This window comes from Halogranum gelatinilyticum (assembly GCF_900103715.1).
In the GTDB taxonomy this organism is placed as follows: domain Archaea; phylum Halobacteriota; class Halobacteria; order Halobacteriales; family Haloferacaceae; genus Halogranum; species Halogranum gelatinilyticum.
In genome coordinates this window covers 523,004-538,293 of the sequence record NZ_FNHL01000002.1, presented here as the reverse complement: position 1 = coordinate 538,293, position 15,290 = coordinate 523,004, and the positions used below count along the sequence as shown (strand labels likewise).

16 protein-coding genes are annotated in these 15,290 nt (G+C 68.0%); 7 read left to right on the top strand and 9 right to left on the bottom strand.

Features of this window, described 5'->3' with window-relative positions:
- Nucleotides 1-112: 112 nt before the first annotated feature.
- From BLR57_RS09315 to BLR57_RS09305, 3 genes are all read left to right on the top strand, one after another.
- Nucleotides 113-1,333, top strand: a complete 1,221-nt coding sequence (locus BLR57_RS09315) for a molybdopterin molybdotransferase MoeA (RefSeq protein WP_089697126.1) — start codon at nt 113-115, stop codon at nt 1,331-1,333.
- Nucleotides 1,330-3,219: a molybdopterin biosynthesis protein gene (locus tag BLR57_RS09310; RefSeq protein ID WP_089697124.1), complete on the top strand. Its 1,890-nt coding sequence runs from the start codon at nt 1,330-1,332 to the stop codon at nt 3,217-3,219. The genes BLR57_RS09315 and BLR57_RS09310 overlap by 4 nt, the downstream gene beginning before the upstream one ends.
- Before the next feature lie 201 nt (nt 3,220-3,420).
- Nucleotides 3,421-4,152, top strand: coding sequence for a HalOD1 output domain-containing protein (locus BLR57_RS09305; protein ID WP_089697121.1), 732 nt, complete (start codon nt 3,421-3,423; stop codon nt 4,150-4,152).
- A 62-nt stretch (nt 4,153-4,214) separates the two neighbouring features.
- Here BLR57_RS09305 and BLR57_RS09300 read toward each other — a convergent pair whose 3' ends face one another.
- From BLR57_RS09300 to BLR57_RS09270, 7 genes are all read right to left on the bottom strand, one after another.
- Nucleotides 4,215-4,850 (bottom strand): HAD family hydrolase, encoded by a 636-nt coding sequence (locus tag BLR57_RS09300; RefSeq protein WP_089697118.1) that lies wholly within the window; start codon nt 4,848-4,850, stop codon nt 4,215-4,217.
- 194 nt (nt 4,851-5,044) lie between these two features.
- The gene (lwrS, locus tag BLR57_RS09295; RefSeq protein WP_089697115.1) at nt 5,045-5,422 is read right to left on the bottom strand and encodes an LWR-salt protein; all 378 of its coding nucleotides are present in this window, start codon (nt 5,420-5,422) and stop codon (nt 5,045-5,047) included.
- A 4-nt stretch (nt 5,423-5,426) separates the two neighbouring features.
- Nucleotides 5,427-5,702, bottom strand: coding sequence for a 4a-hydroxytetrahydrobiopterin dehydratase (locus BLR57_RS09290; protein WP_089697112.1), 276 nt, complete (start codon nt 5,700-5,702; stop codon nt 5,427-5,429).
- A gap of 109 nt (nt 5,703-5,811) precedes the next feature.
- Nucleotides 5,812-7,167 carry a glutamyl-tRNA reductase gene (gene hemA, locus BLR57_RS09285; protein ID WP_089697109.1) on the bottom strand — a complete coding sequence of 452 codons (1,356 nt, stop codon included), beginning with the start codon at nt 7,165-7,167 and terminating at the stop codon, nt 5,812-5,814.
- Nucleotides 7,164-7,838 carry a precorrin-2 dehydrogenase/sirohydrochlorin ferrochelatase family protein gene (locus tag BLR57_RS09280; protein WP_089697106.1) on the bottom strand — a complete coding sequence of 225 codons (675 nt, stop codon included), beginning with the start codon at nt 7,836-7,838 and terminating at the stop codon, nt 7,164-7,166. The genes hemA and BLR57_RS09280 overlap by 4 nt, the downstream gene beginning before the upstream one ends.
- 1 nt (nt 7,839) lies before the next feature.
- A complete protein-coding gene (ahbB, locus tag BLR57_RS09275) occupies nt 7,840-8,901 on the bottom strand; it encodes a siroheme decarboxylase subunit beta (protein ID WP_089697103.1) in 1,062 nt (353 codons plus the stop codon).
- A 113-nt stretch (nt 8,902-9,014) separates the two neighbouring features.
- Nucleotides 9,015-9,413, bottom strand: a complete 399-nt coding sequence (locus BLR57_RS09270; protein WP_089697100.1) for a DUF5778 family protein — start codon at nt 9,411-9,413, stop codon at nt 9,015-9,017.
- A gap of 196 nt (nt 9,414-9,609) precedes the next feature.
- Here BLR57_RS09270 and uppS point away from each other — a divergent pair, with 196 nt between their 5' ends.
- Nucleotides 9,610-10,539 (top strand): polyprenyl diphosphate synthase, encoded by a 930-nt coding sequence (gene uppS / locus BLR57_RS09265; RefSeq protein ID WP_089697096.1) that lies wholly within the window; start codon nt 9,610-9,612, stop codon nt 10,537-10,539.
- 36 nt (nt 10,540-10,575) lie between these two features.
- Nucleotides 10,576-11,001, top strand: coding sequence for a protein-tyrosine phosphatase family protein (locus BLR57_RS09260; protein WP_089697093.1), 426 nt, complete (start codon nt 10,576-10,578; stop codon nt 10,999-11,001).
- A gap of 45 nt (nt 11,002-11,046) precedes the next feature.
- On the opposite strand, the gene BLR57_RS09255 is transcribed toward BLR57_RS09260, so the two are convergent.
- Entirely contained in the window at nt 11,047-11,655 is a 609-nt protein-coding gene (locus BLR57_RS09255) for an undecaprenyl diphosphate synthase family protein (RefSeq protein ID WP_089697090.1), read from the bottom strand.
- Nucleotides 11,656-11,763: 108 nt separating this feature from the next.
- Between BLR57_RS09255 and BLR57_RS09250 the strand changes: the two genes are divergently transcribed.
- Both BLR57_RS09250 and BLR57_RS09245 read left to right on the top strand, forming a co-directional pair.
- Nucleotides 11,764-13,077: a DUF92 domain-containing protein gene (locus tag BLR57_RS09250; RefSeq protein ID WP_089697087.1), complete on the top strand. Its 1,314-nt coding sequence runs from the start codon at nt 11,764-11,766 to the stop codon at nt 13,075-13,077.
- A gap of 7 nt (nt 13,078-13,084) precedes the next feature.
- Nucleotides 13,085-13,489: a GNAT family N-acetyltransferase gene (locus tag BLR57_RS09245; protein ID WP_089697084.1), complete on the top strand. Its 405-nt coding sequence runs from the start codon at nt 13,085-13,087 to the stop codon at nt 13,487-13,489.
- Nucleotides 13,490-13,524: 35 nt separating this feature from the next.
- On the opposite strand, the gene dnaG is transcribed toward BLR57_RS09245, so the two are convergent.
- Entirely contained in the window at nt 13,525-15,081 is a 1,557-nt protein-coding gene (gene dnaG, locus BLR57_RS09240; RefSeq protein WP_089697643.1) for a DNA primase DnaG, read from the bottom strand.
- Between the last annotated feature and the right edge of the window lie 209 nt (nt 15,082-15,290).

The following is a 15,290-nucleotide window of genomic DNA, read 5'->3' as shown; positions in this document are numbered from 1 at the left end:
GCGGTAGGTGAGGGGTTCTCCGGTGTGTGGGGTGCTGGCACAGGAGGCGACGGCAGTGGGGAGCAGAGCCGAAGGGGCAGACGCTTTCACCCTCCGGCCGCAACCTCCTCTCATGACTCACGATGACTTGCGACGTGCCGGGTTCAAGGACCGAACCCGCGTCGCCGCCGCCCGCGATACCCTCTTCGAGGCGGTGACACCGCACGAGCGGACCGAACGAATCCCGCTCGGCCGCGCCGACGGGCGGACGGTCGCCGAGACGGTCACGGCCCCGAACCCCGTCCCCGGCTACGACCGCGCGGCGATGGACGGCTGGGCCGTCCGCGCCGAGGACACCTTCGGAGCCTCGGACCGCTCGCCGAAGATCCTGCGCGAGGGCGACGAGCGCGTCGTCGCCGGCGAGGCCGTTCGGGTCCACACGGGCAGCGAGCTGCCCGACGGAGCCGACGCCGTCGTCATGGTCGAACAGACCGAAGCCGTCGGCAGCGAGGTCGAGGTTTTTGATGGTGTTGCCGAGGGCGAGAACGTCGGTCCCGTCGGCGAGGACGTCGCCGAGGGCACGAGCCTGTACGAACCCGGCCACCGGCTGCGACCCTCCGACCTCGGTCTGCTGAAGTCCGTCGGCCTGAGCGAGGTCGAGGTCTACGACCACCCCACCGTCGGCGTGATTCCGACCGGCGAGGAGTTGGTGCAAGCGGACCCCCAGCCGGGCGAGGTCATCGAGACCAACGGGCTGACCGTCTCGCACATGGTGTCCCGGTGGGGCGGCGTCCCCACCTATCGGGACGTCGTCACCGACGACCCCGAGGCGATTCGCGCGGCTATCCAACGGGACCTGACGAAGGACGTCGTCGTCCTGACCGGCGGCTCCTCCGTCGGCGAACGCGACTACACTCCCGAGGTCGTCGATGAACTCGGCGAGGTACTGGTTCACGGCGTCGCGCTCAAGCCGGGGCATCCGGTCGCACTCGGCGTCGTCGAGGACACGCCCGTCCTCATGCTGCCGGGCTACCCCGTCGCCTGCATCATCAACGCCGTGCAGTTCCTCCGTCCTGTACTCAAGCGGATGGGCCATCTCCCCGACGAGCCTCACCCGACCACCGAGGCGACGCTGACGCGGAAGATTACGAGCGAACCCGGCACGCGGACGTTCGTGCGCGTGAAGGTCGAAGAGAGCGAGGAGGGGCCGAAAGCGACACCGACCCGCGCCAGCGGCTCGGGCGTGCTCTCCAGCGTCGCGCTCGCCGACGGCTGGGTCGTCGTCCCCGAAGAGCGCGAGGGCATCGCCGCAGGTGAGACCGTCGCCGTCGAGGACTGGGAGTGGTCGGCATGAGCTCGCGGAAAGAGTTCCGTGACCTCGCCGCGCCCGAGGAGGCCCACGCCGCCATCGCCTCGCTGTCCCTCGCGGGCGACGCCGAGACCGTCCCCCTGGACGAGGCGCGCGGCCGCGTGCTGGCCGAACGGCTCGACGCCGACCTCGACGTCCCCGGCTTCGACCGGGCGAGCATGGACGGCTACGCCGTTCGCGCGAAGGACACCTTCGGGGCCGACGAGGCCGACCCCGTCACCCTCGACCTCGCGGGTGCGGTCCACGCCGGCGCGGAGCCGGACGTGACCGTCGAATCGGGGACTTGCGCCGAAATCTCGACCGGTGCGGTGATGCCGCCGGGTGCGGACGCCGTCGTGATGGTCGAGCGAACCGACGAGAAGGGTGACGACGAGATTCTCATTCGGAAGGCCGTCGCGCCGGGCGACCACGTCATGGTCGCGGGCGCGGACATCGCCGCCGGTGCGCGTGCGCTCGGTCCCGGCACGCGCATCACGCCGCGGGAGATCGGCCTGCTGTCGGCACTCGGCGTAGACGAGGTCAGGGTTCGAGGAACGCCGACGGTCGGCATCGTCTCCACGGGCGACGAACTCGTCCGCCCCGGCGACGAACTCGACAGCAGCCGCGGCCAGATTTACGACGTCAACAGCTACACCATCGCCGCGGGCGTCGAGGAGGCCGGTGGCGAGGCGAAGCTCTACCCCCACGCGGGCGACGACTACGACGAGATGGAGCGTATCCTGCTGGATGCGGCCGAGGAGTGCGACCTCGTGCTCTCCTCGGGGTCGACCTCCGCGAGCGCGGTCGACGTCATCTACCGCGTCATCGAGGACAAGGGCGAACTCCTGCTCCACGGCGTCGCCGTCAAGCCCGGCAAGCCGATGCTCGTCGGCTCGCTCGGCGACAGTGCCTACGTCGGCCTGCCCGGCTACCCCGTCTCCGCGCTGACCATCTTCCGTACCTTCGTCGCGCCCGCGATCCGCCGCGAGGCGGGACTGCCGGAGCCGCGGACGGCGACAGTGACGGGGAAGATGGCGACCCGCGAGCGCTACGAGGAGGGTCGGATGCGGCTGATGCCGGTCGGGCTACTCGAAGACGAGGACGGCGAGACCCTCGTTTACCCTGTCGACAAGGGCAGCGGCGCGACCACGAGCCTCGTCGAGGCCGACGGCGTCGTCGAGGTCGGTGCCGACACGAGCTATCTGAGCGAGGGCGAGGACGTGACCGTCCAGCTGTTCTCGCCGGACGTCCGGTTGCCGTCGCTGCTCGGCGTCGGCGAGGACGACCCCGCGCTCTCGCGCCTGCTCGACCGTGTCGACAATCCTCGATACTTGCCCCTCGGGAGCCGCGAAGGCCTCCGACGGCTCCGTGACGGTCTTCCGGACGTCGCGGTCGTCGCCGGCCCCGCCGACCGCGACGTCGAGAGCGTCGACCTCGGCGGCTGGACGCGCGAGTGGGGACTGGTCGTCCCCGCGGACAACCCCGCGGATGTCGAGGGGCTGGCCGACCTTGTGGACCGCGACCTCCGGTTCGTCAACCGCGACACCAACTCCGGGCTGCGGACGAGTCTCGCGAACGCGCTGGCCGACCTCGCCGACGAGCGCGGGGTCGAACGCCACAGTCTCGTCGACGCTATCGACGGCTTCGACCTCACAGTGAAGGCCCACGAGAGCCCCGCGCGGAAGGTCCTCGGCGGGTCGGCGGACGTCGGACTCGGCCTGCGCGCGACGGCGACCCGGCTGGGACTTGGCTTCGTCCCGCTGGGCACACAGGACGTCGCCGTCCGTGCGAACCCCGCTCGCGTCGACAAAGCCGGGGTACAGGCGGTCTCGGCGGCTCTCGACGCCGTCTCGGACGTCGTTGGCGACCTCGACGGCTTCGAATCACGCTGACCGAGGCGGATTACGCTGACTGAGGCGAATCTCACGGACCGAGACGACACCGCGCGTTGCGGTCGACCGCGTCGCAGTCGGCCGAATCCTCCCACGTCAGCCGCGACGAGTGGCTGCAGAACATTATTGTAAAACGGACTGTTATCTATGCCAGTGTGATACACGATTTATTTATACCTCATCCGGTCGTATGAGAGGGAGATGACTCCACACATGACCGTCCTACACGTCGACGACGACCCGGACTTTCTCGATGTCTCTTCGGCACTCTTTGCGACCGGTGAGGCGTTCGAAACGCTGACCGCTCCAACCGCGGAGGACGGTCTCCGGCTGCTGGAGGAACACGAAGTCGACTGTATCGTCAGCGACTTCGTCGTCACCGCCGAGGGTATCCCCTTCATCTCGGCTGCCCGCGATTTCACTGCCGACATCCCCATCGTCCTCTTCACCGGCAAGGAGTGGGACGCCGTCGCCGACGACGCCATCCGGGCGAACGTCACCGAATACGTCCAGAAGTCCGGCGTCGACGAGATCTATGCGGTCAAGCGACACGTCGAACAGCTCGCCGCTGCCCGCGGGGCGTCGCTCGTTCTCGGTGAGGACCGTCGCGACGCGCTGTCGAGCGTGGCACCCGTCTCGTCGCTCGCAGTCTCGGCGACGTTCGACGGGGAGTGGGAACTCATCGGTCGGTACGACTGGACGGAGACGGAGGAACTCGGCGTGGCCTTGGTAGAGGCTGTCGAGAGCTACACGGACGAGGATCTCGAAACGTTCGAACCGTTGTTCGAGAGCATCGACGCCGAGGCACTGCAAGCGGTTCTCGAACCGCGGCCGTTCGACGGCGAGCGACCGGGAATCCAGGTGCGGTTCCCGTACCGCGGATACGAGCTGGTCGTGACGAGCGACGGCGACATCGGTATCCGTCCACTCTGAGCGGTCGCGTGAGCAGTCGCTAAGCCGTCGTGAGCTATTTCTCGGTCGCCAGTTGTCAGTTGTCAGTTGATGAGGTCGTGGAACGTGCCCACGCGGTAGTCGCCGAGGACGCACTGTCCGCGGTGCTCCGGCCCGTGACGTTCGACGTGGATTCCGTCGAGACCGGCGTTCCACGCCGCACCGATGTCGTTCGCGCCGTCACCGGCGAGGACGCCCGTACTCCCCTCCTCGACACCCAGGTCGCGCATCGCGTGCCGGACGGGAGCGGGGTCGGGTTTCCAGCCGAGTTCTTCCGTACAGCAGACGACCGTGTCGAACCAGTCGCGGATGTCGAGATGCTGGAGGACGGGACCCGTCAAGAAGGCCTGACAGTGCGTGACGAGACCGACCGGAGCGTCGAGCCTGCCGACGAGGTCGGCGGCGTCGTCGTGGAGGAAGGTGGCCTCGGCGCGGGTCTGGGGGTCCTCCTCGGCGTGGAAGGCGGGCCAGAAGTCCTCGGGGGCGATGCCCCACTCGACGAGTTGGGCGTTTCTCGCACCGCCCAGTCCGTGCCAGAGGATTTCGGCCTCGCGGTCGGAGAAGCGGCGGCCGAGTCGGTCGCCGACGCGGTCGAACACGTCCCGCGTGTAGGACCACTCGGCGTCGACGAGCGTGCCGTCGAGGTCGAAAAGCCAGAAGTCGTAGCTGTCGACGACCATAGGGAGATGGCTCTAGGCGGTGGGATGGTATGTGCTTTCCGCCTTCTCGGGACCTCTTTTCGAGCCGATGGAACAGAAAGCATTTAATCGGCCGTGACGCTCGTTGAGACGTCAGGCACTCTCGGCCCCGCTTCGGCCCTCCGCCACGTTCTCTCGGTTCGTTTCTCTCGGTGTCTCGGTTGTCCTATCACGGCTCAGTCGGTGACGCGAATCGAACTCCCGAGATACTTGTGGAGCACCTCGTCGACGCTGTCGGCGTTGAACTCCTCCAGGTCGCTGGCGATGGCCTCCCGCAGCCGTTCCAGCGAGGCACGGTCGGTCGCTAACTCCGAGAAGTGAACGCTCGTCACGTCGACACCGAGCAGGTCGCTCGCGGTCGTCCGGAGATGCCGTTCGTCGGCGGCGTCGCCGCGCCAGAGGTTGTCCCGGAAGAACAGCCAGCCGTCGGGGTCGTCCTCGTCGTCGGGGTCGACAACTGGAAGCCGCAGCACCGTCTCGAACTCTTGCGGGTCGAGGCGGACGTCCGAGGCGTCGAGTCGGAACCGGACCCGGAAGACGTACGCGGCGTTCATCCCGTCAGAATTCGTCGTTGAACAGGTCCGCGAGCCGCATATCCAGGTCCGTGATGCCGCCCGCGTCGTGGGTCGTCAGCCGCACCTCGACCTCCTTGTACCCGACGACGATCTCGGGGTGGTGGAACTCCTCCTCGGCGACCTCGCCGACGTCGCTCACGAAGGAGATTCCCTGGAGGTAGTCGTCGAACTCGTACGTCCGGACGATTTCGTCGCCGTCGCGTTCCCACCCTTCGGGTAGGTTCTGTTCGATCTCGTCGTCGTCGAGTACCTCTGCCATACCTCACTTTTTCTCTCGGTGACGTGAAAACGCTTTGGCCCGTTCCGTCGCGGCCGCTCGTGAACCGAGTCGTCGAGGGTCGGAACACCGCAGAATCAGTCGTCGGAGATCAGTCGTCGGAGAGCTGTTCGAGCACGCGCTTCGGGATGTCGGCGTCCTCGGGGACGTCTTTCGGCTTCCCCTCACGCGGTTCCGCGCCCGACGGCAGGTCCGGTAGGTCGCCGCCGAACTCGGGGTCGAACAGCTGCATCGCCGTCTGGATGGTCGTCCAGTCGTCCTCGGCGGCCGCCTCCCGAAGGCTCTTGGTCGGAGCCGAGAGCAGCTGGCCGACGAGCGCGTCCGCCAGTGCCGCCACCGTCTGACGCTGTTCGTCGGTCAACTCGCCCTGTGCCTCCAGTTTGGTCATCGCGGTGTCGAGTTCGCGTTGTTTCACGTCCTCGGCGGACTCGTACATCGCGCTGATCGCGTCGTCGGCCCGCTTACGCTTGTAGGCGTCCAGCAGGCGCTCGAATTCGTCGTCGATCATCGCTCGAACGTCCTCGGCGGCCGCCTGTCGGCGGGCCCGAGTCTCTGCGGTCACCGCTTCGAGTGTGTCGATGTCGTGGAACCGGACGCCGTCGACGTCGCTCGCTTCGGGGTCGACGTCGCGCGGCTGGGCGAGGTCGATGACGAGCGTCTCGCCGGACGCGCGAAGGGTCTCGGCGTCGAGCACGTAGTCCGGGCTGCCGGTCGCCGTGATGACGAGGTCGGCCTCCGCCGTCGCGGCGGGGACCGCGTCGAGCGCGACCGCGCTCGCGTCGGTCGTGATCTCGCTCGCGACGTGTTCGGCGTGGGGGACGGTCCGGTTGGCGACGAGAATCGTCCCGACCGACGTGGTGTCGAGTGCTCGTGCGGCGAGCGTCCCCATCTCGCCCGCGCCGACGACGAGTGCCGTCGTCCCGTCGAGGTCGAGCGTCCCTTCGGCGAGTCTGACCGCGGCACTGCCGAGCGAGACGACGCCCTCGTTGATCGCTGTCTCCGTCCGGGCGCGCTCGCCGACGTGGATGGCCTTCGTCAGCGTGTCGTCGAGCATCTCGCCGACGCCGCCGACCGCTCGGGCCTCGTCCATCGCCGTCTTGAGCTGGCCGAGAATCTGGTCTTCGCCGACGACCAGCGATTCGAGTCCGGCGGCGACTCGCATGAGATGCCGGATGCTCTCCTCGTGGTCCATCTCGACGACCGCGCCGTCGCGGACGTCGGGGGCGAAGTTCGAAAGTGCGCGTCGGCCGACGGCGGCGTCCGCCGTCACGACGTACGCCTCCGCGCGGTTACAGGTCTGGATGGCGAACGCCTCGTCGACGCCCTCGTGGGCGAGAAGCTCCTCGACGAGTGCCCGTTCGCTGTCGCGACAGGCCGCCTCGATGTCGTCGACGGTCGCGTTCGTATGCGACACGCTCACAGCCGAGATGACACCACCGTAGTTCATCGGGTCTCACCTCGAACGTGCTTGCTGACGTCGGTTCCGAACTGGGTTCCTATCACGCGCGCTGCCTCTTCGCGGGGGTTGGATTCCCCTGTACGTAAAGCCTTCCAAACGGGCGACGACTGCACCACTGCCCGGACAACATCCCGCCGCTCACTGGGTGACAGGTCGCTCTCTTTCAACGTCGACCGCAGCTCGGCGGTCAGCTCGGCCATCCCGCCCGCACCGGCCAGTTCGTCCTCGATTCGCTCGCGGAGATACTTCGACAGCGCCGGGCTCACGCCCCCCGTCGAGATGGCCACCGAGACCGGGTCGTCCTCCACCGTGGCGGGGACGACGACGCTGCCGGGGTCGCGCTCGCCGCTGTGGTCCGCGCGGTTGACGAGCGCGCCGTGGTCTCTCGCCGCTCGCTCTGCGGCCTCGTTGACCGCCGCGACGCTCGTCGCCGCGACGACGAGCACCGGGTCGAAGCGGGCGACCCAGTCGGCCACGTCGTCGGGGTCGGGTGCGGCACGGACCAGTTCGGCGTCGCCGAAATCCCGATCACTGAAGTCGGGACTCACCACCACGGTCCGCGTCTCGCGGGCGAACCGTCGGGCCTTCCGCGCGCCGACGGGACCGCCCCCGAAGACCAGCACCGTCTCGCCGCTGAAGTCGTGGACCAGTGGAATCATCTCACTCCGTGTTGGCGTCGGCGCGTTCGGCCAGACGGATGCCCGTCTTCTTCAGGATGCGCGTCGAGAACAGCGAGTCCCAGTCGTCGTCGCCGACGTCCCAGAACTCCTCCATCTTCGCCTTCACTTCCTGAATCCGTCGCTGGCTCTCCTCCTCGCTGCGGCCGTGGGTCATCGCGAAGAAGTTGTACGGCCAGACGCCCTCGTGGCGGGGCCGCTGGTAGCAGTGGGTCACGAAGTCCAGTCCGGCCACGGCGGGGCCCACTTCAGGAACGAGCTCGTCGGGGACGTTCCAGACGGTCATCCCGTTCTCGGTGTAGCCGAGCGCGTAGTGGTTCGGGATGACGCCGACGCGACGGACCCTCCCCTCCTGATTGAACCGCTTGATGGTCTCGACGACCCACTCGGTCTCCGCGCCGAGCGCGTCGGCGACGTCGGCGTAGGGCGTCTCCGTGATGGGAAGCCCGCCCTGAATCTCCAGAACCAGATCGCGCTCCTCCGGTGTGAGCGTCGTCCGGCCGCTCGGTTCGACGTCCGGGCCGAGATGCGAGAGGTCGACGTCGCCCTCGGGAACCGGGCCGTCGACGAGGAACTTCGCCTCGACGCGGAACTCCCGAACCTTGGGGAGGTTGTAGGTCGGCTGGCCGGTCTCTTCCTCGATTTCGGCCAGTACCTCCTCGATGCGGTCCTCGTCGGCGACGCTGACGACGAACCACATGTTGAGGTGGGGATGCTCGCGCTCGTAGTTGTGCGCGACCTCGATGTGACCGTTGACCAGCTCGTTGATCTCGTCGAAGCGTTCGGGCGGCGCGTGCATCGCGACGAGCGTCGCGTTGCCGCCGATCTCCTGGGCGTTGACGAGCGCGCCGAACCGCGTCAGGACACCCTCGTCGTCCAGTTCGCGGATACGCTCGCAGAGTTCGGATGCCGAGACGTCGACGCCGCGTTCGCGGAGCGCTGCGGCCGCTGGCTCGAACGGGCGTTCGACGACCGGGAAGCCACCCTGGAAGGCGTTGATGATGGCACGGTCGAGCGAAGAGAGGTCCGCGTCCACCTGTTTCATACCACTTTGTCAGGACTGCCGAAGCATAAGCGGCGCGGGATACACCGACGCACGGCTACCGCTGGTGAGCAGGTTTCGCGTCGCTCGCAGGAAGAAGAGACGTGGGCCGCGGCTCAGGGGACCGGCGTCACGCGGTCGACGTGGTCGGTCTCCTCGATGGCGGCGACGATGGCGTCCTGGTCGGCGATCGCTTCGTAGTAGAACACGAGGTCGAACGTGCCGCTTCGGAGCAGCTGTTGGCACTCCCAGACGAACTCGTCGCCGTCGAGCGTCAGCCCGTGGAACTGGTTCGAGGCGAAGTCCGTATTGTCGTTTCCGGCGTAGATGTACGTCTCGCCCTTCCCCGCGTGCTCGGCGATGACGTCGTTCAACTCGACCGTGAGTTCGTGCATCTCTAGGTCCTCTTGGCCACCGAGGTCCGTATGGACAATCGCGCCCACGAGTTCGATGTCGCCCGGTTCGAGCAGCGCGAGGGTGCGTTGATAGAGGTCGTCGTCGACAGCGTCGCTCATAACTCGTCGTCGTCGGTGCTCCGATATACGGGTGGCGGTTCCGTCGCGAGCGACGGTGGGAGGCCGATGCGACACGGACGCGGTTATTCAGCGTCAACGACGCCGTTTAGGGCGGAAACGCGCACCGACGGCGGCGAGACACGTCACCGACGGGTCACAAAACGTATACGGGTCGGCGGCGACAGCCACAGACAGTATGCGCCAGTGGCTCCGGACGGCGTTCGCCCGCGGGTACGAGCGGCTGCTTCGCCGCGAACTCAACGACGGGCCAGCCCACGTCGCCATCATTCAGGACGGCAACCGCCGCTACGCGCGCAACCGTGGCGAGGACGCCCCCGACGGCCACCGCGCGGGCGCCCAGACCACGGAACAGGTCCTCGACTGGTGTGAGGAACTCGGTATCGAGGAGCTGACGCTCTACGCCTTCTCGACGGAGAACTTCAACCGCCCCGAGGGCGAACTCGAACCGCTGTTCGACCTCTTGGAGGACAAGCTCTACGAGTTCGCCGACGCCGAGCGCGTCCACGACAACGGCGTCTGCATCCGCGCAATCGGCGACATCGACCGCCTCCCCGAGCGCGTCACCGACGCCATCGATTACGCCGAGCGCCGCACTGCCGACTACGAGGAGTTCAGATTGAACATCGCGCTCGCCTACGGCGGCCGCAACGAACTTCTCCGAGCCGCCCGCGACGTCGCCGAGGCTGTCGAGGCGGGCGACCTCGACCCCGCAGACATCGACAGCGCGGCGGTCGAATCGCGGCTCTACCGCCAGCCCGTCCGCGACGTCGACCTCATCATCCGCACCGGCGGCGACGAGCGCACCTCGAACTTCCTGCCGTGGCACGCCAACGGCAACGAGGCGGCCGTCTACTTCTGTGCTCCCTACTGGCCGGAGTTCTCGAAGGTCGACTTCCTGCGCGGCATCCGCACCTACGAGTCCCGCGAGGCGTCGTGGCAGCGCACCAGAACGGAGCGCGCCGTCGCGCTGGTCCGCGCGCTGGCGAGCGTCGAACTCGACGAGGCCCGCGCGGTCGGCAGTCGCCTGCGCGAGCAGCTGTCGAACCGCGGTGCCGAGGAGCTGTCGGCGGAGCTGGAGCGGCAGGGCAACGAGACGGCGGACTGACTCGCTCGTCTCGGGTCACGGCCGGGTCGTACAGCCATGGCTGGAGACGACCGAACCCACATCACCGTCCGACGTATCGACGACAAACTCTTCATCGGGAACCGTCACGCAGCGACCCGACTGCCCGAGGGAACCTTCGACGCCGTGCTCTCCGTGTCGAGTGAGCCGTCTCCGCTTACGACGCACCACCACCCGCTGACCGACGGTCCCGGCAACGACTGGGCCGCGTTCGCGGCAGCGGTCGACACCGCCCGGACACTTCACCGACGCGACGGGACGCTCCTCGTCAACTGCAGTGCCGGTATCTCACGGAGCGCGACGGTGCTCGCGACGGCACTCGCAACCGAGAGGGAGTGCCCGCTCCGTGAGACACTCGAACTCGTCTGGGAGGCTCGCCCGCGAGCGATGCCCCATCCCGCACTCCACGAGCTGGCGGTGGTATATCTGGCGGCGCGGACGTGACCGTCAGCGACCGAACCACGCGAATCAGAGATTTGATGGCTCGGCCTAGCGGCCGAACCGCCGCTGCCGATCTTGATAGTCCAAGACGGCGCGGAGATAGTCGCGCTTCCTGAAATCTCGCCAGTTGACGTCGGTGAAGTAGAGTTCCGAGTAGACCGACTGCCAGATCATGAAGTCCGAGAGCCGTTCCGCGCCGGTCTTGATGACGAGGTCGGGTTCCTCGGGGAAGACGAGGCGGTCTTCGACGTCGCTCTCGTCGATGTCCTTGGGGGCCAGCCGCCCCGCGTCGACCTCTTCTGCGAGCGCGCGGACGGCCTCGGCGAACTCGTGTTTGCCGCCGAGCCCGATGCTCACCTGGATGGGTTCGTCGGCGCGCTCGGTGTCGCCGGGACCGCGGACCGCGACCGGACGGGGAGCGTCGACGTCGCGGAGTTCGCGTTCGAGCGTCGGCGCGACGGCCTCGTCGAGGACGCTCACCGAGACCGTGACGCGTTCGGCACCGTACTCGAAGGCCCAGCCGAGGAAGGCCTCCAGCGTGTCGTACGCGCCCTGTTCCAGGAGGTCGCGCTCGGTGATGACGACCGCGATATGTGCCGGTGGCTCGGCCTCGGCGCGGCGGTGACGCATCGCGAGATAGGCGTCGTAGAGTCCCACACACGGCGAGACGGAGTGGCAGCGTTAAACGCCTTCTGTGTCACCCCGGGTCACGTCCCGGTCGGGCGTGTCGGGAGGGTTAAGTGTGCGTCGGCGATACCGGCAGATGTGACTTCGACACTCCGGCGTGCAGGCGGGTTCGCCGCCGTGGGGACGCTGTCGCTCGCGGCACCGATACTCGGTGCCGCGGCGGCCGTCCCGTTCGCCGTCATCGCGGCGTTGGCGGCCTTTGTCGTCGACGACGGCCCGCTGTTCGAGCTGTTCGCACGTCCCGGTGACTACGAGGACCGCCGCCTCAATGGGCTGGCGGGCTTCTCGCTCGCCGCGACCGGACTCGCACTGCTCGCGACCGTGCTCACCGACCCGATGCCGGTGAGCCTGTTCGTGACCGCGGTGCTCGTCCTCGCCTACGGCAACCTCGGCGAGCGGTTCGTCGGCGACTACTCCGACGACCCCTTCATCGGGACGCTGGGCTTCACCGTCGTCGGCTTCCTCGCCGGGACGGTCGGCCAGGTCGCGACCGCGAGTGTCACCACGACGAGTATCGACCCCGCCGTCGCCGCCTTTCTGGCCTCGACCGGCGCGCTCGTCGCCGCGCTGCTCCGCTCCGTGCTCTACGAGCGCGACGACCCGCTCGTCATGCTCTCCGTGGGGCTACTCCTGTGGTTCTTCGCCCAGCTCGTCACGACGATTCCGCCGCTGGAGATCGTCGGCGCGCTGGCCGTGATGGTCGTCCTCGGCTACGCTTCTTACGCGCTCGGAACGGCCTCCGTCACCGGGATGCTGGCGGGTGTGCTGCTCGGCGTGTTGACCATCATCCTCGGCGGCTTCGGCTGGTTCGCCGTCCTCATCGCCTTCTTCGGCGTCGGCGGCCTCTCGACGAAGTTCAAATACGACGACAAACTGGACCGCGGCGTCGCCGAGGACAACGAGGGTGCCCGCGGCAGCGGCAACGTCCTCGGCAACGCCGCCGTCGCCCTCTTTGCCGTCATCGGCTTCGCGGCCAGCGAGATGGTCATGCTGCCCGGAACGCTGTTTCTGTTCGCCTTCACCGGGTCGCTCGCGACGGCCATGAGCGACACCCTCTCCAGCGAGATCGGCGGCCTGTTCGACACGCCGCGGCTCATCACGACGCTCGAACGCGTCCCGCCCGGCACCGACGGCGGGGTGACGTGGCAGGGCGAACTCGCCGGTATCGCCGGTGCGGCCCTCGTCGCCGCCATCGCCGTCGTCAGCCTGCCTATCGCCGACCCGCTCTTCGGCGCACTCGTCATCGTCGGCGGCGGTCTCGGCGGCATGACCGTCGACAGCCTGCTCGGGGCAACCGTCGAAGGCGACCGCATCGGCAACCAGAGCGTGAACTTCCTCGCGACGCTCGCCGGTGCAGTCGTGAGTGTCGTCCTCGCGGTCGTCCTCCTCTGACCTACGCATGATTCGCCGCGCCACACCCACCGACGGCAGCCGTCTCGCCCGACTCCAGTCGCTCCTTCCCCGCCAGAGTCCGGACCTCTTGGACTACGGTCTCGTCGTCGGCGACGTGCTCGTCGCGACCGTGGACGGCGACGTCGTCGGCTACGTCCTGCCCGTCCCCGGCGACGGCGTCCACGTCGCGGAACTCGTCGTCGACGACGACCACCGCCGCGAGGGCCACGCGACGGCACTGCTCGACGCGGTCACGGACGGTCTCGCCGCGGGCGAGGAGGTGACGCTCGCGGTCGAACCCGACAACGAAGGGGCGCAGGCGTTTTACCGTGCCATCGGCTTCGAGGAGCGCGAGCGGCGGCCGGACTACTTCGGTGGCGCGCCGGCACTGTGGTTCGTGAAGACGGTATAAAAGAGCGGTCCGCTGATTCAGAGTCTACTGGCTACTCAGTCGTTCAACAGCTGGTCGGCCGTCCGGACGCGGACGCCGACGGGTTTCTTGACGAACTCGCCAGCCGAGCGGCCGACGATGTGTTCGACGCCGCGCTGGGCGGCGATGTCGACGAGTCGTTGACTGATCTCGTCGTCGACGACGAGTGCGTAGGGGGCGGTCTCGGCCCCGACGACGGCGTCGAAGGCGTCGGCCGCGGGCGACTCGCCGAGTTGGGCGAGTGTCTCGTCGAGCAGTCGGACAGTCGACGACTCGCTTGCGACGACCTCTCGGACGTGTTCGCGGAGCGACGGTGTCGGGTCCCCGACAGCCGCATCCGCTTCGTCCGCTTCATCTGCTTCATCCGACTCGGCCGACTCGGCCGCCGCTTCGTCGGCACCGGCGTCGGGTTCTCCAGTTTCGTCCGTCTCGTCACGGCCGTCCGTCGGTCCCGTCTCGTCGCGCTCGCCCGTGTCGGTCTCACGCGGGATGGGTTCGACGGTGACCGCGTCGTCGGCCGCGCCGTCGGCCGTCCCGTTGGCCGAGACGTCGGAGCCGACGGCCCGTTCGCGGCTCACTGCGGACGCGTCGGTCTCGGCGGCCGTCGCGCTCGTCCCGGCGACGCTGGCCTCGGACTCGTCAGGCTCCGAGGCGGGAGCTGGCGACGACTCAGTCGTCGCCGACAGCTCCACCCGAGGGTCTACCGATTCCTCCGGCGTGGGCGTCGCAGCGGTCTCCGTGGTCGGGAGCGACTCCCGGTCGACCGGTTCGTCGTCGAGCGTCTCGTACGGCACCTTGTCGCGGAGTGCCGACATGACCTCGTGGCGGGCGAGATCCTCGACCGAGCGGCCGCGCGGGGCGAACGCTACGTAGTCGACGGTCCCGACCTGCGCGAGTTCGCGCAGGATGAGTTCGCCGCCGCGGTCGCCGTCGAGGAAGGCGGTCACGTTGCGCTCTTGGGTCAGCGACGCGACGACGTCGGGGACGTTCGTCCCCTCGACGGCGACGGCGTTCTTGATGCCGTAGCGCAGGAGCGTCAGCACGTCAGCGCGCCCTTCGACGACGATGATGGCGTCGGAGCTGTCGACGTTCGGCCCGGCGGGATAGCCCTCGTACTCGGTGATGTCGCCGACGCGGACCGACTCCCGGACCTCTTCGAGGATCTCGCGGCTGGTCATGACGCTCTCGTCGAAGGAGTCCGCGAGCAGTTCCTTGGCTCGCTCGACCACTTCGCGGCGTTTGGCCGCCCGGACGTCCTCGATGTCGGTCACCTCGACGGTGGCCTGACATGGGCCGACGCGGGCGATGGTCTCCAGGGAGGCCGCGAGGATGGAGGTCTCGACCTTGTCGAGGCTGCTGGCGATGGTGACCTCGCCGTAGGACTGACCGTTTTCGCTCTGTATCTGTACGTCAATGCGGCCGACCTTCGAGGACTGCTGGAGGTCGCGGAGGTCGAGGTCGTCGCCGAGCAAGCCTTCGGTCTGCCCGAAGATGGCTCCGACCACGTCGCTCCGCTCGACCACCCCGTCGGCGGTGATGGCTGCGTGGATGAGGTATTTTGCTGTGTCGTCCATGATGGAATCCCCCTCCGTGGGGGTGATGATGGTGATAGTGATGTGGGCCGCTCCCACTCGTCTTATATACGTCCGCCACGGGGGAAATACCTATCGTACTGGCGATAGCTCCCTGGAATCTATTCGCACGACCGCCCGACGACTGCCGGACGGCCGCCGGACGGCAACCGGACGACCTGCTGATTCGCGCTCCTATCTACGGTTGACCC